Source organism: Pseudomonas sp. HC1(2025) (assembly GCF_058742075.1).
In genome coordinates this window covers 880,107-901,154 of the sequence record NZ_CP196017.1, presented here as the reverse complement: position 1 = coordinate 901,154, position 21,048 = coordinate 880,107, and the positions used below count along the sequence as shown (strand labels likewise).

15 protein-coding genes are annotated in these 21,048 nt (G+C 60.6%); 14 read left to right on the top strand and 1 reads right to left on the bottom strand.

Features of this window, described 5'->3' with window-relative positions; genetic code table 11:
• The first annotated feature begins 144 nt into the window (after positions 1–144).
• The 14 genes from dksA to ACSSVH_RS03745 all read left to right on the top strand — a co-directional run bounded on the left by dksA (position 145) and on the right by ACSSVH_RS03745 (position 19,917).
• The gene (gene dksA / locus ACSSVH_RS03810) at positions 145–579 is read left to right on the top strand and encodes an RNA polymerase-binding protein DksA (RefSeq protein ID WP_029298940.1); all 435 of its coding nucleotides are present in this window, start codon (positions 145–147) and stop codon (positions 577–579) included.
• Positions 580–663: 84 nt separating this feature from the next.
• Positions 664–1,551, top strand: coding sequence for a tRNA glutamyl-Q(34) synthetase GluQRS (gene gluQRS, locus ACSSVH_RS03805; protein WP_492634106.1), 888 nt, complete (start codon positions 664–666; stop codon positions 1,549–1,551).
• 62 nt (positions 1,552–1,613) lie between these two features.
• Positions 1,614–1,790 (top strand): hypothetical protein, encoded by a 177-nt coding sequence (locus tag ACSSVH_RS03800; protein ID WP_003176118.1) that lies wholly within the window; start codon positions 1,614–1,616, stop codon positions 1,788–1,790.
• Positions 1,774–4,728 (top strand): sensor histidine kinase, encoded by a 2,955-nt coding sequence (locus tag ACSSVH_RS03795; protein ID WP_169955066.1) that lies wholly within the window; start codon positions 1,774–1,776, stop codon positions 4,726–4,728. Before ACSSVH_RS03800 ends, ACSSVH_RS03795 begins: the two co-directional genes overlap by 17 nt.
• Before the next feature lie 22 nt (positions 4,729–4,750).
• The gene (locus ACSSVH_RS03790) at positions 4,751–6,178 is read left to right on the top strand and encodes a sigma-54-dependent transcriptional regulator (RefSeq protein WP_029298946.1); all 1,428 of its coding nucleotides are present in this window, start codon (positions 4,751–4,753) and stop codon (positions 6,176–6,178) included.
• A 712-nt stretch (positions 6,179–6,890) separates the two neighbouring features.
• A complete protein-coding gene (locus tag ACSSVH_RS03785) occupies positions 6,891–8,288 on the top strand; it encodes a polynucleotide adenylyltransferase PcnB (protein WP_170043563.1) in 1,398 nt (465 codons plus the stop codon).
• 5 nt (positions 8,289–8,293) lie between these two features.
• Complete coding sequence (gene folK / locus ACSSVH_RS03780) at positions 8,294–8,782, top strand: 2-amino-4-hydroxy-6-hydroxymethyldihydropteridine diphosphokinase (protein ID WP_492634105.1); 489 nt, start codon at positions 8,294–8,296, stop codon at positions 8,780–8,782.
• A 349-nt stretch (positions 8,783–9,131) separates the two neighbouring features.
• Positions 9,132–9,932 carry a 3-methyl-2-oxobutanoate hydroxymethyltransferase gene (panB, locus tag ACSSVH_RS03775; RefSeq protein WP_169955070.1) on the top strand — a complete coding sequence of 267 codons (801 nt, stop codon included), beginning with the start codon at positions 9,132–9,134 and terminating at the stop codon, positions 9,930–9,932.
• A complete protein-coding gene (gene panC, locus ACSSVH_RS03770) occupies positions 9,929–10,783 on the top strand; it encodes a pantoate--beta-alanine ligase (protein ID WP_492634104.1) in 855 nt (284 codons plus the stop codon). Before panB ends, panC begins: the two co-directional genes overlap by 4 nt.
• 339 nt (positions 10,784–11,122) lie before the next feature.
• A complete protein-coding gene (pgi, locus tag ACSSVH_RS03765) occupies positions 11,123–12,787 on the top strand; it encodes a glucose-6-phosphate isomerase (RefSeq protein ID WP_492634103.1) in 1,665 nt (554 codons plus the stop codon).
• A gap of 122 nt (positions 12,788–12,909) precedes the next feature.
• Positions 12,910–14,847, top strand: coding sequence for an acetate--CoA ligase (gene acs / locus ACSSVH_RS03760; RefSeq protein ID WP_492634102.1), 1,938 nt, complete (start codon positions 12,910–12,912; stop codon positions 14,845–14,847).
• 16 nt (positions 14,848–14,863) lie between these two features.
• Entirely contained in the window at positions 14,864–15,733 is an 870-nt protein-coding gene (locus tag ACSSVH_RS03755; protein ID WP_492634101.1) for an oxygenase MpaB family protein, read from the top strand.
• A 126-nt stretch (positions 15,734–15,859) separates the two neighbouring features.
• Positions 15,860–16,876 (top strand): class I SAM-dependent rRNA methyltransferase, encoded by a 1,017-nt coding sequence (locus ACSSVH_RS03750; RefSeq protein ID WP_492634100.1) that lies wholly within the window; start codon positions 15,860–15,862, stop codon positions 16,874–16,876.
• Positions 16,877–16,983: 107 nt separating this feature from the next.
• Positions 16,984–19,917, top strand: a complete 2,934-nt coding sequence (locus ACSSVH_RS03745) for a DUF748 domain-containing protein (RefSeq protein WP_170058509.1) — start codon at positions 16,984–16,986, stop codon at positions 19,915–19,917.
• A 289-nt stretch (positions 19,918–20,206) separates the two neighbouring features.
• Here ACSSVH_RS03745 and ACSSVH_RS03740 read toward each other — a convergent pair whose 3' ends face one another.
• Positions 20,207–20,827: a BON domain-containing protein gene (locus ACSSVH_RS03740; RefSeq protein ID WP_029298967.1), complete on the bottom strand. Its 621-nt coding sequence runs from the start codon at positions 20,825–20,827 to the stop codon at positions 20,207–20,209.
• Positions 20,828–21,048: the final 221 nt, after the last annotated feature.

The following is a 21,048-nucleotide window of genomic DNA, read 5'->3' as shown; positions in this document are numbered from 1 at the left end:
CCGGCGCGACGGGCCTCGACAACCGGGAGTGGCGCACCCCGAATCTATCTGGTAAGTTCGCCCGCTTGCAGCCGCAGGGCCGGCAGGTGTCGGTGATGTTGCAATCCTGCGCAATGGATTAGAAGAGTGAGAGGCGGTCTATTCATGTCCACCCAAGCAAAGCAACAGAGCATCAGCGGCTTCGAACCCTACATCGAGACGAAGGGTGAGGAGTACATGGGCGAGCCCATGCGCAAGCACTTCACCAAGATCCTGCAAAAATGGAAACAGGACTTGATGCAGGAGGTCGACCGTACCGTTGACCATATGAAGGACGAAGCAGCCAACTTCCCTGACCCGGCCGACCGTGCCAGCCAGGAAGAAGAGTTCAGCCTTGAACTGCGCGCCCGTGATCGCGAGCGCAAGCTGATCAAGAAAATCGACAAGACGTTGCAACTGATCGAAGACGAAGAATATGGCTGGTGCGAATCCTGCGGCGTCGAGATTGGTATTCGTCGCCTGGAAGCCCGTCCTACTGCAGACATGTGCGTAGACTGCAAGACCTTGGCCGAAATCAAGGAAAAACAGGTCGGCAAGTAATCCCTGCCCGGCTGGACGAATGGGGCGTGCAAACGCCCCATTTTTGTTTCTGGAGTTTGGCGGTTTTCCAGTAATATCCTGGCCATGACAGCCTCTCCCTATATCGGGCGTTTCGCCCCCACGCCCAGCGGCCATTTGCACTTCGGCTCCCTGGTTGCAGCCCTCGCTTCCTATCTCGATGCCCGCGCCAATCAAGGCCGCTGGCTGATGCGCATGGAAGACCTCGACCCACCCCGTGAAGAGCCGGGCGCCCAGGCGGCGATCCTGCATGCCCTGGAAAGCTATGGTTTTGAATGGGACGGCGAACTGGTCCGACAAAGCGAGCGGCATGATGCCTACGCCAAAGTCCTGAACGATATGTTCAACCACGGCTTGGCCTACGCCTGCACCTGTTCACGCAAGCAACTGGAACCGTATAACGGCATTTACCCTGGCCTCTGCCGCAACGCCGGCCACGACCAGCAGGATGCCGCCATTCGCCTACGGGTTCCCGAGTTGGAATACCATTTTACTGACCGTGTACAGGGCGAGTTCCGACAACACCTGGGCCGCGATGTCGGCGATTTCATCATCCGCCGTCGCGACGGCCTGTATGCCTACCAACTGGCCGTGGTGCTCGACGATGCCTGGCAAGGTGTCACCGATATCGTGCGCGGCGCCGACCTGCTGGACTCCACGCCACGCCAGCTGTACCTGCAAGAGCTGCTGGGCCTGCGCCAGCCGCGCTATCTGCATGTGCCGCTGATCATCCAGCCGGACGGCAACAAGCTGGGCAAATCCTACCGCTCCCCACCGCTGATGCCCGACCAGGCCACACCTTTGCTCTTAAGGGCCCTGCGCGCCCTCGGCCAGATGCCGGGGGATGAACTGCTCTACGCCAGCCCACGGGAACTGCTCGATTGGGGCATCCAGCACTGGGATGCCAGCCGGATCCCGCGCACACTGACCCTGGCCGAAGCGCAATTGCGCTGAAGGCGCTTGCAGCCTGCCAGCCATCCGTTAACATCGCCGCAGTTTTTCAATCAGAGGCCAACATGTACATCTATCGATTGGTCCTGCTGCTGGTCGTCGGGATCTACCTGTTTTCTCCCGCCATCATGGACTGGTGGATCGACGCCACGGGCGCCTGGTATCGCCCCTATCTGCTGTGGCTGATCCTGATCGTCGTGACCTTCATCCTGCAGAGCCAAAAAGATGCCGATGAGCTTTAGCCTGACCCAGATGCTGCTGATCAGCGCCGCCTACCTGGCCGCGCTGTTCGGGGTGGCCTGGATCAGTGAGCGCGGGATGATCCCGCGGGCGATCATTCGCCACCCGTTGACCTACACCTTATCCCTGGGCGTCTATGCCAGCGCCTGGGCGTTCTATGGCACGGTGGGCCTGGCCTACCAATACGGTTATGGGTTTCTTTCCAGCTACCTCGGGGTGTCCGGGGCCTTCCTGCTGGCGCCGGTGCTGCTGTACCCGATCCTGAAAATCACCCGCACCTACCAACTGTCTTCGCTGGCCGACCTGTTTGCCTTCCGCTTTCGCAGCACCTGGGCCGGCGCGCTGACCACGATTTTCATGCTGATCGGCGTGCTGCCACTACTGGCCCTGCAAATCCAGGCCGTGGCCGATTCCATCGGCATTCTCACCCATGAGCCGGTACAGCATCGGGTGGCCCTGAGCTTTTGTGCGCTGATCACTTTGTTCACGATTTTTTTCGGCTCGCGGCATATCGCCACCCGGGAAAAGCACGAAGGCCTGGTGTTTGCGATTGCCTTCGAGTCGGTGATCAAGCTGATCGCCATCGGTGGCGTCGGCCTGTATGCGCTGTACGGCGTGTTCGACGGTCCGCAACAACTGGAGCTATGGCTGCTGCAAAACCAGACAGCCCTCGCCGCCCTGCATACTCCGCTGCAAGAAGGCCCATGGCGCACGCTGTTGCTGGTGTTCTTTGCCTCCGCCATCGTCATGCCGCACATGTACCACATGACCTTTACCGAGAACCTCAACCCGCGCTCGCTGGTCAGCGCCAGTTGGGGCCTGCCGTTGTTCCTGTTGTTGATGAGCCTGGCAGTGCCGCTGATCCTCTGGGCCGGCCTGAAACTGGGGGCCACCACCAACCCGGAATACTTCACCCTGGGTATCGGCATCGCCGCCAACAGTAAATCCCTGGCCTTGCTGGCCTATGTCGGCGGTTTGTCGGCGGCCAGTGGCTTGATCATTGTCACCACCCTGGCGCTGTCGGGCATGGCCCTCAACCACCTGGTGCTGCCGCTGTACCAGCCGCCCGCCGAAGGCAATATCTACCGCTGGCTGAAATGGACACGCCGGGCGCTGATCGTGGCGATCATCATGGCCGGCTATGGTTTCTACCTGTTGATGGCGGCCGAGCAAGACCTGGCCAACCTGGGCATTGTGGCCTTCGTCGCCACCTTGCAGTTCTTGCCGGGGGTTTTGTCGGTGCTGTACTGGCCGACTGCCAATCGGCGTGGGTTTATTGCCGGGTTGCTGGCGGGGATCCTGGTATGGCTGGTGACCATGCTGCTGCCGCTGGTCGGTAATCTGCAGGGTTTTTATATCCCGCTGCTGAACATGATCTACGTGCTCGACGACACCAGTTGGCACATGGCAGCGATCGCCTCGCTGGCGGCCAACGTGCTGATGTTCACCCTGATTTCCCTGTTCACCAACGCCAGCCCCGAAGAAACCAGCGCCGCCGAGGCATGCGCGGTGGATAACGTGCGCCGTCCGCAACGCCGCGAACTGCATGCCGCCTCGCCCCAGGAGTTTGCCACGCAACTGGCCAAGCCCCTGGGTGCCAAGGCCGCGCAAAAGGAAGTGGAGCAGGCGCTGCGCGATCTGTACCTGCCGTTCGACGAGCGCCGTCCCTACGCCCTGCGCCGCCTGCGCGACCGTATCGAGGCCAACCTGTCCGGGTTGATGGGCCCCAGCGTGTCCCAGGACATGGTCGAGACCTTCCTGCCGTACAAGGCCGGCGGCGAGAACTATGTCACCGAAGACATCCACTTTATCGAGAGCCGGCTGGAGGACTACCACTCGCGCCTCACCGGCCTTGCCGCCGAACTCGACGCCCTACGCCGCTACCACCGCCAGACCTTGCAGGAACTGCCCATGGGCGTGTGCTCCCTGGCCAAGGACCAAGAGATCCTGATGTGGAACAAGGCCATGGAGGAGCTGACCGGCATCGCCGCCCAGCGCGTGGTAGGCTCGCGCCTGACCACCATCGCCGATCCGTGGAAAGAATTGTTGCAGGGTTTTATCAACCTGCCAGACGAGCACTTGCACAAACAGCACCTGGCCCTCGACGGCCAGACCCGCTGGCTGAACCTGCACAAGGCGGCGATCGACGAGCCCCTGGCCCCCGGTAACAGCGGCCTGGTGTTGCTGGTCGAAGACCTGACCGAAACCCAGATGCTCGAAGACAAGCTGGTGCACTCCGAGCGCCTGGCCAGTATCGGCCGCCTGGCGGCCGGCGTGGCCCACGAGATCGGCAATCCGATCACCGGTATCGCGTGCCTGGCGCAGAACCTGCGCGAGGAGCGCGAGGAAGACGACGAAATCACCGAGATCAGCGGGCAGATCCTCGAGCAGACCAAACGTGTCTCACGCATCGTGCAATCGCTGATGAGCTTTGCCCACGCCGGCGGCCACCAGAATCATGACGAAGCGGTGTGCCTGGCTGAAGTCGCCCAGGATGCCATTGGGCTGCTGGCCTTGAACCGGCGCAATTTCGAAGTACAGTTCTATAACTTGTGCGACCCGGAACACTGGGTGGTGGGCGACTCACAACGCCTGGCCCAGGTGCTGATCAACCTGCTGTCCAACGCCCGCGACGCGACCCCCGCCGGCAGTGCGGTAAGGGTCAAGAGCGAGGCTTTCGAGCACACGGTCGATCTGATCGTCGAAGACGAAGGCAGCGGTATTCCACAGAACATCATGGACCGATTGTTCGAACCCTTCTTCACCACCAAGGATCCGGGTGAAGGTACCGGTCTGGGCCTTGCACTGGTCTATTCCATCGTTGAAGAGCATTATGGACAAATCACCATCGACAGCCCGGCTGACACCGAAAGCCAACGCGGCACCCGTATTCGGGTGACCTTGCCGCGTCATGTCGAAGCGACGTCCGCTGTGAACTGAGACCGTCGAGAGAATTGAATCAATGCCGCACATTTTGATCGTCGAAGACGAAACCATTATCCGCTCTGCCTTGCGTCGCCTGCTTGAACGTAATCAGTACCAGGTCAGCGAAGCCGGCTCGGTGCAGGAAGCCCAGGAGCGTTTCAGCATTCCCACATTCGACCTGATCGTCAGTGACCTGCGCCTGCCCGGCGCACCGGGCACCGAACTGATCAAGCTGGGCCAGGGCACGCCGGTGCTGATCATGACCAGCTATGCCAGCCTACGCTCGGCCGTCGACTCGATGAAGATGGGCGCGGTGGACTACATCGCCAAGCCTTTCGACCACGACGAGATGCTCCAAGCGGTGGCGCGTATCCTGCGTGACCGCCAGTCGGCCAGCAGCGCACCGGCGGAACGGCCGGCCGGCAAGGCCGCCAGCGACAAACCTGGCGTCGACAACAGCAATGGCGAAATTGGTATCATCGGCTCCTGCCCACCCATGCAGGACCTGTACGTCAAGATCCGCAAGGTGGCGCCCACTGACTCCAATGTCCTGATCCAGGGCGAGTCCGGTACCGGCAAGGAACTGGTGGCCCGCGCCCTGCACAACCTGTCCAAGCGCGCCAAGGCCCCGATGATCTCGGTGAACTGTGCAGCGATCCCCGAATCCTTGATCGAATCCGAACTGTTCGGCCACGAAAAAGGGGCCTTTACCGGCGCCAGCGCCGGACGCGCAGGCTTGGTAGAAGCGGCGGACGGCGGCACGCTGTTCCTCGACGAAATCGGTGAACTGCCCCTGGAAGCCCAGGCCCGCCTACTGCGTGTGCTGCAGGAAGGCGAGATTCGCCGGGTTGGCTCGGTACAGTCGCAAAAAGTCGACGTGCGCCTGATCGCCGCGACTCACCGTGACCTGAAAAGCCTGGCGAAAATCGGCCAGTTCCGTGAAGACCTCTATTACCGCCTGCACGTGATTGCCCTCAAGTTGCCGGCCCTGCGCGAACGCGGCGCCGACGTCAACGAGATCGCCAATGCGTTCCTGCTGCGCCAGAGCGCGCGGGTCAACCGTACCGACCTGACGTTTGCGGCCGACGCCGAACAGGCCATCCGCCACTATTCGTGGCCAGGTAACGTGCGCGAGCTGGAAAACGCCGTGGAACGCGCAGTGATTCTCTCGGAGAGCCCGCAGATCTCCGCTGAGCTGCTGGGCATCGATATCGAACTAAGCGACCTGGACGATGACGACTTCATTGGCCTGGCACCACAGCAGGGCGGCAGTAACACCAGCCACGAGCCCACAGAAGATTTGTCCCTGGAGGACTACTTCCAGCACTTCGTCCTGGAGCACCAGGACCATATGACCGAGACCGAGCTGGCGCGCAAACTGGGCGTCAGCCGCAAGTGCCTGTGGGAGCGGCGCCAGCGCCTGGGCATTCCACGGCGCAAGACCGGGGTTGCCAGTGAAAGCTGAGATCAACTCACATTGGGTAACACCCCAAACGTGAAAAAACTGTTACCTCAGATATTCACGTAACAAAAAGCCGGGGCTTACGGTAACGAAGCCCCGGCTTTTTTTCGCCCGCCAAACACCCATGAACCGGTCAAACCCCTGATTTTGCTGGGGCTCGCAAAAGTTGGCACGCACCCTGCTATATGCTTAGTACAAGAACAATAAAAAGCACCGTACACACACAATAAAAATAAGACGAATCGACTCACGCACAATAAAAACAACACGGCGGAGGCGCAGCTAACTGATTCTTTTGGAGAGGCGTTGCATTTGGGGCTTGCCCCGCAACCAGGCCGAGAACAACAAAAACTGCCCTAAGGCAGAGCCTGAACTGGTTGGATCATTGATCATAGCAACACAGCGACCAAAGCAATCCGTTTGCTCTTGACTCCCGATTGGGAGTGTCATGAAGGTGAAAATTCATGGCGAGGGCGATCAACAAAAACAAGAAGCCCGAAATTAATAATAAAAATAGAGCACGCAACTACTTTCTGGGGGAGCTTCGGCTCCCCTTGTAGTTTCTGCGATTTGAGCGCCACGCCGGCTTTTTTAAGCATCTGGCTCAACGCTTGCAGCTAGTTCCTACACCATCCCCTGACTAAATGCTAGAATCCCGGCCCATCATGCGGTCATTCTTCGTTATGGCCGAACATTCCTTCAAACAGTGCATCCCATGCTGAAGAAGTTGTTCCAGTCATTCCGTTCCCCCTTGCGTCGTACGCAACACATTCGCAGCACGCCTGAAGTGCTCAACAGCAATCAACATTCGCTGCAGCGCGCCCAGTTCAGCCGTTATGCGGTGAACATCGTCGAACGCCTGCAGAACGCCGGCTACCAGGCCTACCTGGTCGGCGGTTGCGTGCGCGACATGTTGCTCAACATCACCCCCAAGGATTTCGACGTCGCCACCAGCGCCACGCCTGAACAAGTGCGTGCCGAGTTTCGCAACGCGCGGATCATCGGCCGGCGCTTCAAATTGGTGCATATCCACTTTGGTCGCGAAATCATCGAGGTCGCGACATTCCGCGCGGGCCACCCGCAAAACGATGAAGAGGAAGACAGCAACCAGTCTTCCCGCAACGAAAGCGGACGCATCCTACGGGACAATGTGTACGGCACCCTGGAAGAAGACGCGCAACGCCGCGACTTCACTATCAATGCCCTCTATTACGATCCAGTCAGCGAGCGCATCCTCGATTACGCCAACGGCGTGCACGATATTCGCAATCACCTGATTCGCCTGATCGGCGACCCCACGCAGCGCTATCAGGAAGACCCGGTGCGCATGCTGCGGGCCGTGCGTTTTGCCGCCAAGCTGAACTTCGGCATTGAGAAACACACAGCCGCGCCGATTCGCGAACTGGCACCGATGCTGCGGGAAATTCCCTCGGCGCGCCTGTTCGAGGAAGTGCTCAAGCTGTTCCTTTCCGGGCATGCCGCCGACACGTTCGAAATGCTGGTGGACCTGCAGTTGTTCGACCCATTGTTCCCGGCCAGCGCCGATGCACTGGAGCACAACCCGACGTACACCCACACGCTGATCAGTGAAGCGTTGATCAACACCGACCTGCGGATCAAACAGAACAAACCGGTGACCCCGGCGTTCCTGTTTGCCGCCCTGCTCTGGCCGGCGCTGCCCGCCCGGGTACTGCGCCTGCAGAACCGTGGCATGCCGCCGATTCCGGCAATGCAGGAAGCTGCGCACGAATTGATCGCCGAACAGTGCCAGCGCATCGCGATCCCCAAGCGCTTCACCATGCCGATCCGCGAGATCTGGGACATGCAGGAACGCCTGCCACGTCGCAGTGGCAAACGCGCCGACCTGCTGCTGGACAACCCGCGCTTCCGTGCCGGCTACGACTTCCTGCTGCTGCGCGAAAGCGCCGGCGAACAGACCGATGGCCTGGGCGAATGGTGGACCGACTATCAGGACGCCAATGACAGCGAACGTCGCGAGATGATTCGTGAGCTCAGCAGCAAAGGCGAAGCCACGGGCGAGGGGCCGAAAAAGCGCCGCCGCAGCAGTGGTAGCAAGCGCAAGCGCAGTGCCGCCGATACCTCGGGCGAATAAGCACGGTGGAACGTATCTACATTGGCATGGGCAGCAACCTCGCTGCCCCGCAGCAGCAATTGCGCAACGCCATCGAGGCGTTGGCGCAGTTGCCGAACACCACACTCGTCGGTGTTTCTGCCTTCTATCAAAGCGATTCCCTGCTTCCTGGCCAGCCGCGCTACACCAACGCGGTGGCGGAGCTGGACAGCACCCTCACGCCACTGGAGCTGCTGGATGCGCTGCAAGCCATCGAGAACGACCAGGGCCGCGAACGCCTTGAACGCTGGGGCCCTCGCACGCTGGACCTGGATATCCTGCTGTTTGGCGATCGCCTGATTGATGAGCCGCGCCTCAAGGTGCCGCACTATCAAATGCATCTGCGCGCATTTGTGCTGTATCCGCTGGCTGAACTGGCGCCTGCCACTTTGCAACTGCCTGACGGCCGTCTACTCAGTGATCTGCTCGCCGGATGCCCGTTCGTCGGCCTGGAACGCATACCTCAATCCCTGTAGGAGCTGGCTTGCCTGCGATGGCATCACCGCAGTCTGCCTGACACTCCGCGGGATGCCATCGCAGGCAAGCCAGCTCCTACATTGATCTTCAGCGCCAGCCAAAAAGCATTACAGCCTGCTGAATCGCATCAGTAACAGCGGTAACACCTACCTCGTAACAATGCGGTAACACATCCAATTGACTTCCAGAGTCCTCCTCACGACTATAGGCGTCCCGCTGCCGCCAACCCGGCGCTGAAGGGCGCAATCCAGGCCTTATAAGCACTGCTCTGAAGAAAGTGCGCCTGTATAAACGAAGACTCACGCGCGTTACTCGCTGTTTCCAAGCGCCTGAACGAGGACCCTTTTCATGCCAGACATTACCCTGACCACCTTGCAGAGCCTCAAACTCAAGGGTGAAAAAATCGCCATGCTGACCTGCTATGACGCCACCTTCGCCCAGGCCTGCTGCCAGGCCGGCGTCGAGGTGTTACTGGTGGGCGACTCCCTGGGCATGGTTCTTCAAGGGAATGACAGCACCCTCCCCGTCACCACCGATGAACTCGCCTACCACACCGCCAGCGTCAAGCGCGGCAACGAGGGCGCGTTCATCATCGCCGACCTGCCGTTCATGGCGTACGCAACGCTTGAGCAGACCTTCCAGAATGCCGGCAAGCTGATGCAGGCCGGGGCACATATGATCAAGGTGGAAGGTGCCGTATGGCTCGCCGAGTCGATCCGCCTGCTGGCCGAACGCGGCGTGCCGGTGTGTGCGCACATGGGCCTGACACCGCAGTCGGTGAATATCCTCGGTGGCTACAAGGTCCAGGGTCGCAATGAAGCCCAGGCGCGGCAGATGCGCGCCGATGCCATCGCCCTTGAGCAGGCCGGCGCGGCAATGATCCTGCTCGAATGCGTGCCAAGCGAACTGGCCGCAGAAATCACCCAGGCGGTGAAAATCCCGGTCATCGGTATTGGCGCCGGCAGCGCTACCGACGGCCAGGTCCTGGTGTTGCACGATATGCTCGGCCTGAACCTCACCGGCCGCGCACCTAAGTTCGTGAAGAACTTCATGGCGGGCCAGGACAGCATCCACGCCGCGCTGGGTGCCTATGTCGCCGAAGTCAAAGCCGTCACCTTCCCAGGCACCGAACACGGATTCTCTGCATGAACACCGTAAAAACCCTGCGCGAACTGCGGGCCGCGGTCACTCACGCGCGCAGCGCCGGTAAGCGCATCGGCTTCGTGCCAACCATGGGCAACCTGCATGCGGGCCACGCCACGCTGGTGACCCGCGCCGCCGAGCAAGCCGACTTCGTGGTGGCGAGCATTTTCGTCAACCCGCTGCAGTTTGGCGCCGGCGAAGACCTGGACAAGTACCCGCGCACCCTCGCCGCCGACCAGGAAAAGCTGCTGGTGGCGGGCTGCAACCTGCTGTTCGCACCCACGGTCGACGAAATGTACCCAGGCGGCATGACCGTGCAGACCCGAGTCAGCGTGCCACAACTGTCTGAAGGCCTGTGCGGCGCCAGCCGTCCGGGGCACTTCGAGGGTGTGGCGACGGTGGTGAGCAAGTTGTTCAACATGGTCCAGCCTGACCTGGCGGTGTTCGGGCAAAAGGACTACCAGCAACTGGCGGTGATCCGCGCCATGGTGCGCGACCTGAACATGCCGATCCAGATCATTGGCGAACCCACCGTGCGCGCAGAGGACGGCCTGGCGCTGTCCTCGCGCAACGGTTACCTGACGGAAGAACAGCGCGCCATCGCCCCGGTGCTGTTCCGCAGCCTTAGTCATATCGCCACTGCCATTGAGAATGGCGACAGCGACTTCGCCAAGCTGCGTGCCGAGCAGGTCCAACACATCGAGGCCGCCGGCCTGCGCATGGATTACCTGGAAGTTCGCCAGGGCCAGCATCTGCGCCCGGCAACCGCCGAGGATCGTGATGTGGTGATCCTGGTCGCCGCGTACCTAGGCGCGACCCGGTTGATCGACAACCTGCACCTCAACCTCAGCGTTTAAGCATGGCAATATCCTCATGTGGGAGCGGGCTTGCTCGCGATGGCGGACTGTCAGTCGATGTAGTTGTCGCTGACCCACCACCATCGCGAGCAAGCCCGCTCCCACATTCGGTTTGTAGCGCCTCCCAGGCCCCGGTATAAAAAAGTACCGGCCTGTGCGCAGACAAAGCCAAGACATATCGACACGCTAGGTTTAATGTAATCGCCCGACGCTAGTGTTGGCGTTGACGCATTCGACCGGAACCCGCCGTTTCTCAGTGCCTGCTTGATAAAAGTCGGACGTTCCGGACATTCAAGTGTCCCAAAAGTAGTCCCAGTAATAAAAAGGAAACCCGCAGCGATGGCGTATTACCGCACTCCTCATGACGTTACCGCTCTGCCCGCCTGGCAAGCGCTCAATCAACACCGCCAAGCCATGCAGGATTTCAGCATGCGCGAAGCGTTCAATGCCGATCCCCAGCGCTTTGGCCAGTTCACCTTGAGCAACTGCGGACTGTTCCTCGACTACTCGAAAAACCTGATTACGTCTGAAACCCGCGACCTGCTGGTGGGCCTGGCCAACGAAGTCGACCTCAAGGGCGCAATCAAGGCGCTGTTCGACGGCGAGCCGGTCAACTCTTCGGAAGGGCGCCCGGCGCTGCATACCGCATTGCGCCGTCCGGTGGGCGACAAGCTGTCGGTCAACGGCACCAATATCATGCCCGACGTGCACAAGGTGCTGAACCAGATCACCGACCTGGTAGGCCGCATCCACGACGGCCTGTGGCGCGGCTACACCGAGAAGCCGATCACTGACGTGGTCAACATCGGCATCGGTGGTTCGTTCCTCGGCCCGGAGCTGGTCTCTGAAGCGCTGTTGTCCTACGCCCATAAAGGCGTGCGCTGCCACTACCTGGCGAATATCGACGGCAGTGAGTTCCACGAACTGACCCAGAAGCTGCGCGCCGAGACCACGCTGTTTATTGTCTCGTCGAAGTCCTTCAACACCCTGGAAACCCTGAAAAACGCCCAGGCCGCCCGCGCCTGGTACCTGGCCCAGGGTGGCTCCGAAGCTGAGCTGTATCGCCACTTCATCGCCGTGTCGAGCAACAACGCGGCAGCCGTGGCCTTCGGTATCCGTGAAGAGAACATCTTCCCGATGTGGGACTGGGTCGGCGGCCGTTACTCGCTGTGGTCGGCCATCGGCTTGCCGATCGCCCTGGCCATTGGCATGTCCAACTTCAAGGAACTGCTGTCGGGTGCCTACACCATGGACCAGCACTTCCAGACCGCGCCGTTCGAGGCAAACATGCCGGTGCTGCTGGGCCTGCTGGGTGTGTGGTACGGCAACTTCTGGGGCGCACAGAGCCATGCGATCCTGCCGTACGACCACTACCTGCGTAACATCACCAAGCACTTGCAACAGTTGGACATGGAATCCAACGGCAAGAGCGTACGCCAGGACGGCACGCCGGTTTCCACCGATACCGGCCCGGTTATCTGGGGCGGCGTGGGCTGCAACGGCCAGCACGCGTACCACCAGTTGCTGCACCAGGGCACCCAGTTGATCCCGGCCGACTTCATTGTGCCGATCGTCAGCTTCAACCCGGTCTCCGACCATCACCAGTGGCTGTATGCCAACTGCCTGTCCCAGAGCCAGGCTTTGATGCTCGGCAAGACCCGCAGCGAAGCCGAAGCCGAGCTGCGTGACAAAGGCATGGCCGAAGACGAAGTGCAGAAACTGGCCCCACACAAAGTGATCCCGGGCAACCGCCCGAGCAACACCCTGGTGGTCGAGCGGATCAGCCCGCGTCGCCTGGGCGCACTGGTGGCAATGTATGAACACAAGGTGTTCGTGCAGAGCGTTATCTGGGGCATCAACGCCTTTGACCAATGGGGCGTGGAGCTGGGCAAGGAACTGGGCAAGGGCGTCTACAACCGCCTGACGGGCGCCGAGGAAACCTTGGCCGACGATGCCTCGACCCAGGGCTTGATCAACTACTTCCGTGGTCGTCACCGCGGTTGATGTGATCGGCACTACAATCAGGGATTGAACCTGCACAAGCGCCCCCTGTGGGAGCTGGCTTGCCAGCCCCCACAGGGACCAGCCTTGAACTCTTGTATCTATAACAAGAAGAGGGATCCCTAATGTTCGATATCAGCCAGTTTCCCCATGCCGATGCCGTGCGCCGGGCTGCGCAACTCAGTCAAGAGGACTACCAGCGTCTCTATCGGCAATCCATCGAACACCCCGATATTTTCTGGGCCGAACAGGCCAAGGCGCTGCTCGACTGGATCACGCCCTGGCAAACCGTCCAACACTGCGATATCCACACCGGCGCCGCACAGTGGTTTGCCGGCGGCCAGTTGAACGTCAGCTACAACTGCATTGACCGGCACCTGGCGCAGCGCGCCGACCAGCCGGCCTTTATCTGGGAAGGCGACGATCCTGCAAAATCGTCCAAAATCACCTACCGCCAACTTCATCAAAACGTCAGCCGCCTGGCCAATGTGCTGAAAAGCCGTGGCGTGAAGAAAGGCGACCGGGTGTGTATCTACATGCCGATGATTCCGCAGGCCGCCTACGCAATGCTGGCCTGCACGCGAATTGGCGCGGTGCACTCGGTGGTGTTTGGCGGGTTCTCACCGGATGCCCTGCGCGATCGCATTCTGGATGCCGACTGCCGCACGGTAATCACTGCCGACGAAGGTGTACGCGGCGGCAAGCCGGTGGCACTGAAACAGAATGTCGATAAAGCCCTGGCCAGTTGTCCGAATGTCACGACGGTGCTGGTGGTAGCGCGTACCGGCGCCGCAGTGGCCTGGACCGAGGGGCGCGACCTCAAGTATCAACAGGCGGTGGACGCGGCCAGCGGCGAATGCCCGCCCGAGCCGATGGGCGCCGAAGACCCGCTGTTTATTCTTTATACCTCCGGCAGTACCGGCAAGCCCAAGGGCGTGCTGCACACCACCGGCGGCTATCTGCTGCAAGCGGCAATGACCTTCAAGTACGTGCTCGACTACCGCGAGGGCGAAGTGTTCTGGTGCACCGCCGACGTCGGCTGGGTCACGGGCCATAGCTATATCGTGTACGGGCCACTGGCCAACGGTGCCACCTCCCTGATGTTCGAGGGCGTGCCGAGTTACCCGGACAGCTCGCGCTTCTGGCAAGTGATCGACAAACATCAGGTGAATATTTTCTACACCGCGCCCACCGCCCTGCGGGCCTTGATGCGTGAGGGCCATGGCCCGCTGGAGAACACGTCCAGGGCCAGCCTGAGATTGCTCGGCAGTGTCGGCGAGCCGATCAACCCGGAAGCCTGGGAATGGTATTTCAATGCCGTCGGCGAGCAGCGCTGCCCGATTGTCGATACGTGGTGGCAGACCGAGACCGGCGCCATCATGCTCAGCCCGCTGGTCAGCGCCCAGCGCATCAAGCCTGGCTGCGCGACTCAGCCGATGTTTGGGGTGCAGCCGGTCTTGCTCGACGAGCAGGGCAAGGAAATCAGCGGCGCCGGCAGTGGCGTCCTGGCAATCAAAGTCAGCTGGCCGGGGCAGATCCGCAGTGTGTATGGCGACCCGCAGCGGATGATCGACACCTATTTCAAGCCTTACCCCGGCTACTACTTTACCGGCGACGGTGCGCGGCGCGATGAGGATGGCGACTACTGGATCACCGGGCGCATCGATGACGTGATCAACGTCTCCGGCCATCGCATCGGCACCGCCGAGGTGGAAAGCGCGCTGGTGCTGCACGACAAAGTGGCCGAAGCCGCCGTCGTCGGCTATCCCCATGACCTCAAGGGCCAGGGCATCTATGCGTTTGTCACGCCGATGAATGGCGTCGAGCCCAGCGACGAACTGAAAAAACACCTGCTGGACCTGGTCAGCAAGGAAATCGGGAGTTTCGCCAAGCCCGAGCTGATCCAATGGGCGCCAGCCTTGCCCAAAACCCGCTCAGGCAAGATCATGCGGCGTATCCTGCGCAAGATCGCCTGCAACGAGCTCGACAGCCTGGGCGATACCTCGACCCTGGCCGATCCGAGCGTGGTCGACGGCTTGATCGACAAGCGCCTGAACCGATAGGAACCCTCAAGCCACCATGGAATTTCTGCGCAACCGTATCGAATCCCAGTTGATGAGCCTCACGGGCCTGTCCCTGGGCAACCTGGACCTGGAAAGCCCCAAGGGCGATCCGGGGCTGTTCGGGCCGGACTCGGTGAGCTGGAAGGTCCATGGTGACTTCAGCAGCATGCTGATCGGCGGCATCAGCGCCTTGATGTTGCAAGCGCTGCATCCCTTGGCGCTGGCCGGCGTGTGGGACCATTCCAACTTTCGCCAGGACATGCTCGGGCGCTTGCGCCGTACGTCGCAGTTTATTTCCGGCACCACCTTTGGCTCGCGCCGCGATGCCGAGTGGCTGATCGAAAAAGTGCGCACCATCCACCTGCAGGTGGTCGGGCACGCGCCGGATGGGCGTCCCTATGCCGCCAGTGATCCGCAATTGCTGACCTGGGTCCACGTCGCCGAAGTCAGCAGCTTTCTGGCGGCGCACCTGCGCTACAAAAACCCGGGGTTATCACTTCGGGACCAGGACCGCTACTACAGCGAGATAGCCCTGGTCGCCGAACAACTGGGGGCTCGGCATGTGCCGCGTTCAAGGCAGGAAATATCTGATTATCTGCAACGTATTCGCCCACAACTGTTGTGTGACGAACGCAGCCGCGAAGTACTGCGCCTGTTGCTCGATGCCCCGGCACCCAGCGCGTTGGCCAAGCCGTTCGGGGCGCTGATGATGCAAGCCGGCATCGACCTGCTGCCGGACTGGGCGGGTGACATGCTGGGGCAGCAGCAAAGCCCGCTGCAACGCCAGTTGATCCGCGCCGGGGTCATGCGTAGCGCGCCGCTGCTACGCTGGGCGATGCGCAATGGCTCGGTGCAACGCGCCCACAGGCGGATGGGCCTGCTGTAACGACACACCCTGTGGGAGCTGGCTTGCCAGCGATAGCGATTCCTGCTCCACCGCCATCGCTGGCAAGCCGGCGCCCACAGGAGCTGTTAAACTTGCGCGCTTCAATTCCCCAGCAAGGCGCGCTCCATGTCGTCCCTGAATCAGGCGCTGCGCGCCGCCCTCGATCACCGCCAAGACCTGCTCGCCGAGCTGCATGCCCAAGGCACCGATTGCTATCGGTTGTTCCATGGCAGCCAGGAAGGCGCCGGTGGCTTGACCATCGACCGCTACGGCCCGCAATTGATGGTGCAGAGCTTTCACCAATCGCTAGATAGCGATGCGCTGCTGCAGTTGCACCTGATGATCAACCAGTACCTGGGGCTGGAACTGCTGCTGGTCTATAACGACCGCTCCCGAGGCAACTCGCGTATCGACCGCGAAGACACGGTGTACCGCGCCGAACCCGCAGCCCTGGAAGACCTGGTCGGCCATGAATGGGGCCTGAACTATCGCGTGCGCGGTCGCCACTCCGGGCAGGATCCGCTGCTGTTCCTGGACCTGCGCAACACCCGCGGCTGGGTCAAGGCGCACAGTGCCGGCAAAAGCGTGCTGAACCTATTTGCCTACACCTGCGGCGTCGGCCTCAGCGCAGCGGCCGGTGGGGCCCGCGAGGTGTGCAACCTGGACTTTGCCGAGGGCAACCTGGCGGTCGGTCGCGAAAACGGCGAGTTGAACCCGCAACTGCCAGCCATGACGTTTGTACAGTCCGATTACTTCCCGGCAATCCGCCAGTTGGCCGGGCTGCCGATCACCCAGCGTCGCGGGCAAAAACTGCCAAGCTACCCACGCCTGGAGCAACGGCAATATGACCTGGTGCTGCTCGACCCACCGGCGTGGGCCAAGAGCGCCTTTGGCACCGTGGACCTGCTGCGCGACTACCAAAGCCTGCTCAAGCCCGCACTGCTGGCCACCGCAGACAATGGCGTGCTGATCTGCTGCAACAACCTGGCAAAAGTCAGCATGGATGGTTGGCGCGAGCAGGTCTTGCGTTGCGCTGAAAAGGCCGGCAGGCCGGTACGCGACTGGAAAGTGATGACGCCCGGCGCTGACTTTCCCTCACAAGACCAGCAGCCTCCTCTGAAGACCCTGATCCTGCAGCTGTAGGATTGCCCTGAAAGGCCTGGACTGGCGTAATAAAGGCTCGGTTCTTCGGAACCGTAAACCCGTGCCATACTCCAAGGCACTCTTGATCGACATAGATGGCGTCACCCATGCCCAAAGGATTGATTCGCGCCGCAGGCGCCTTGCTGACCGCCCTTGCACTCTACAGCTTGCTGGGCTTTTTGATTTTGCCCGGTATTGCGCTTCGCGTGGCCAACCAACAGTTGGCCAACTACGCCACCGTGCCGGCCCGTATCGAGCGTATCGAACTCAACCCGTTCAGCCTGGAGCTAACCCTCTGGGGCCTAAAAATCGGTGAGCCGGGCAAGGAACAGGTGGGCTTTGATCGCCTCTACGCCAACCTGCAGATCGACAGCCTCTGGACTCGCGCCCTGCACTTGGCCGATGTGCAATTGGACAAGCCGAAGACCGAAATCCTCTTCGACAAAGCCGGTGCGCTCAACCTGGCGCAATTGTTCAAGTTGCCGCCGAGCGAACCGACGCCCGATGACCCCGAGAGCAAACCGTTCCCGCTGCGCATCGAGCGCATCAAGCTGGCGGGCGGCTACGTGCACTTCGAAGATGTGCGCCCCAGCGAACCTATCGAGTTTCTCTACGACAAACTCGACTTCGAACTGAAAAACCTCAGCACCCTGCCCGAAGACAACGCCGACATGACCCTGGTCGCCGCCGGCCCCGAGGGTGGGCAGATCGACTGGACCGGTAATTTCAGCCTGGTGCCGATCGCCTCCGAGGGTAAGCTCAAGGTCACGGATGGCAAGATGAAAGTCTGGTGGCCCTATGTACGGGACGCCGTGCCTCTGGTCCTGGAAGACGGCATCCTCAACTTCAGCACCGACTACAAGCTGAACCTGGCCAAAGAAACCGAACTGAACCTGACCAACGTCTCCGCGAGCATCGCACCCTTTGCGATCAAGGCCCCGGATGGCCGGCCACTGGCGCGCCTGGAGCGCCTGGATGTCAGCGAAACCTCGATCGACCTGGCCAAGCAGCAAGTGATCGTGGGCAAGATCCGCAGTAACAAGCTCGAAACCTGGGCCGCCCGCGAAGCCGACGGCCAACTGGACTGGCAGAAACTGTTCGCCAGCCAGCCGAGCAAGCCGGCCACCCAGCCTGAGCCAGCAAGCGCTCCCGCCACGGCCGACTCGCCAAAACCCGAACCGACAGCACCGAGCAAGCCTTGGCAAGTGCTGCTCAAGGATGTGCAACTGCGCAACTACCAGGTGCATCTGGCTGATCGCCAGGTAAAACCTGCGGTAGCACTGGAGCTGGGCCCGCTGAATGTCGATGTACAAGATTTCGACAGCCTCAATCAAAGCCCCTTCACGCTGAAGATCGACAGTGGCCTGGGCAAGCAGGGCAAGATCCAGGCGAGCGGCCAGGTCAACCTGAACCCGGTCAGCGCCAAGCTGAAGGTCGACACCAAGGATATCGACCTGCGGGTTGCCCAGTCCTATATCAGCCCCTTTATCCGCCTGGAACTGCGTAGCGGCATGCTCGGCAGCAACCTGGACGTGAACCTCAAGAGTACCGAGCCCCTTGCGCTGCAGATCACCGGCCGCGCGCAAGTGGACCAACTGCACACCCTCGATACTCTCAAGACCCGTGACTTCCTCAAGTGGCAGCGCCTGGTGGTCGAGGGCTTGAACTACCAGCACGGCAATAGCCTGTCGATCGACAAGATCAACCTGCTGCAACCCTATGCGCGTTTTATGATCAACGATGACCGCACCACCAACGTCGATGACCTGCTGATTCCACAGCCGGCCGACAGCGGTGCCAAATCGACGGCCAAATCCAGCGCGAGCAACGAGAAGCCCCTGGGCATCCGTATCGGCCAGATCGCGATCAATGATGGCTCGGCCAACTTTGCCGACTTCAGCCTGACACCGAACTTCGCCACGGCGATCCAGCAACTCAATGGCCAGATCGGCACCATCGACAGCCGCCAGGCCAAGCCGGCCAGCGTCGATATCAAGGGCAAGGTCGATCGCTATGCGCCGGTAACCATCAAGGGCAGCGTGAACCCGTTTGACCCGATGGCCGCACTGGATATCGCCACCAGCTTCAAACGCGTCGAACTGACCACCCTGACACCTTACTCGGGCAAGTTTGCCGGGTTCCGTATCCGCAAGGGCCGGCTCAACCTGGACCTGCACTACGTGATCACCAAAGGCCAGCTGAAGGCCGAGAACAAGGTAGTGGTGGAGCAACTGCAACTGGGCGAGAAAGTCGACAGTGCGGACGCGGTGGACCTGCCGATTCGCCTGGCGATTGCCCTGCTCAAGGACACCGACGGCAAGATTTCCATCGAATTGCCGGTGACCGGCGACTTGAACAACCCGCAATTCAGCGTGATGCCGATTGTCTGGCAAACCCTGCGCAACCTGGTGGTACGCGCGGCGACGGCGCCGTTCAAGTTCATTGGCGGGCTGGTGACGGGTGGTGGCGCGCAGGATCTTGGCAACGTGTCGTTCGCCGCAGGCTCCAGCGCCCTGAACAAGGACGCCGAGTCGGCCCTGGACAGCCTCGCCAAGGCCCTCAAGGAGCGCCCTGCCCTGCGCCTGGAGATCGAAGGCACCGCGGCAGCCAGCAGCGACGGCCCGTTCTTGGCTGCCGAGCGGCTTGAGCGCGAGTATCAGTACAACTACTACAAGATACTCCAGCGCCGTGGCGATAAAGTCCCGGCCCAGGCGTCGTTGCTCGAAGTACCGGAAAAGGAAAAAGCCCCGCTGCTCGAAGGCATCTACCGCACTCGCTTGAAGCAACAGCCACCGGCCGAGTGGAAAAACCTGGGTAGCGATGAGCGCTCGTCGAAGCTGCGTGACGGCGTGATCAAGTTCTGGAGCGCCAGTGACGTGCTGCTACGCCAACTGGGCCAGGACCGCGCCAGCACGATCAAAGACTATCTGGTCGACAAGGGCCAGCTGGAAGATGACCGGGTGTACTTCATTGATGCCAACCTTGGGCAGGCAGAGAAAGATGGCCGGGTTGTTACGCCAATGCACCTGGATGCCGAGTAACTACCGGGCACCATAAGTGCAAAGTGTGGGGGCTGGCTTGCCTGCGATGGCGGTGGGTCAGCCAGCCTGCTTACTACTGATACGCCGTCATCGCAGGCAAGCCAGCTCCCACATTTGATCTCCAAAATCGGCAAATATGTATTCCCCGCCACAATAAAACGGGCCCCGACACAAGTGCCGGGGCCCGTAGTGACCACATCCCTGTGGTCGGTCGCATGAACCTGTAAGGTGCATTGAGCGGATATCTGCCTCGCTCGTGGCCGCCTGGGTCCAGTCGAATGGTTACACGTTACTCTGCTTTCAGGCCGTCGGCCGATACAGCTTTAACGCCTTTGATTTTCTTGGTGATATTCACCGCAGTAGTTTTCTGCGCTTCAGTCACAGCGACCGAAGAGGACAGGGAAACCACGCCCTTGTTGGTTTCGACTTTAATGTCGGTACCAGGAATGCCTTTCTCGGTTACCAGGTCAGCTTTCACTTTGGTAGTGATCCAGGTATCCGAAGTGGACTCTTTGGCGCCTGCTGCTGCGCTTTTGGTTTTGTCGATGTTGTCTGCCTTGGTGGCGCCGCCAGCCAGCAGGCCGTCAGCAGAAACCGCGGTTACACCTTTGATTTTCTTGGTGATCGCTACAGCGGTTGCTTTCTGCGAATCCGAAATGGCTACAGTCGACGACAGGGAAACCACACCTTTGTTGGTTTCAACCTTGATGTCCGAACCAGGAATACCTTTTTCAGTCAGCAGATCAGATTTAACTTTGGTGGTGATCCAAGTATCCGAAACGCTTTCTTTCGCTTTGGTGGCTTCACCAGCCGCCAGAGTCATTGGAGCTTGGGAAGTTTGGGCAAAGGCCACGTTAGCACCCATGGCCAGGGTCAGAGCGGTAGCAGTAGCGAGAGCGAACTTCTTCATACGAGTAACTCCTGTTTTATTGAAAGTCTGCAGCGTGTGAACCTTCATACTGCAGCGTTAACAGGAATAGTGCAGACAGTGTGCCAAGTCCAAAAATTTAAATAAACCCTTATAAATCAATAGCTTATATAAATGCTGTTTTTTCGAAATCGTGCAACTTGCATGAAGCCCGTCGTGCCTGCATGCAAGTTGCGGCTTTTGTCCTGGGCTAAACGGCTGAT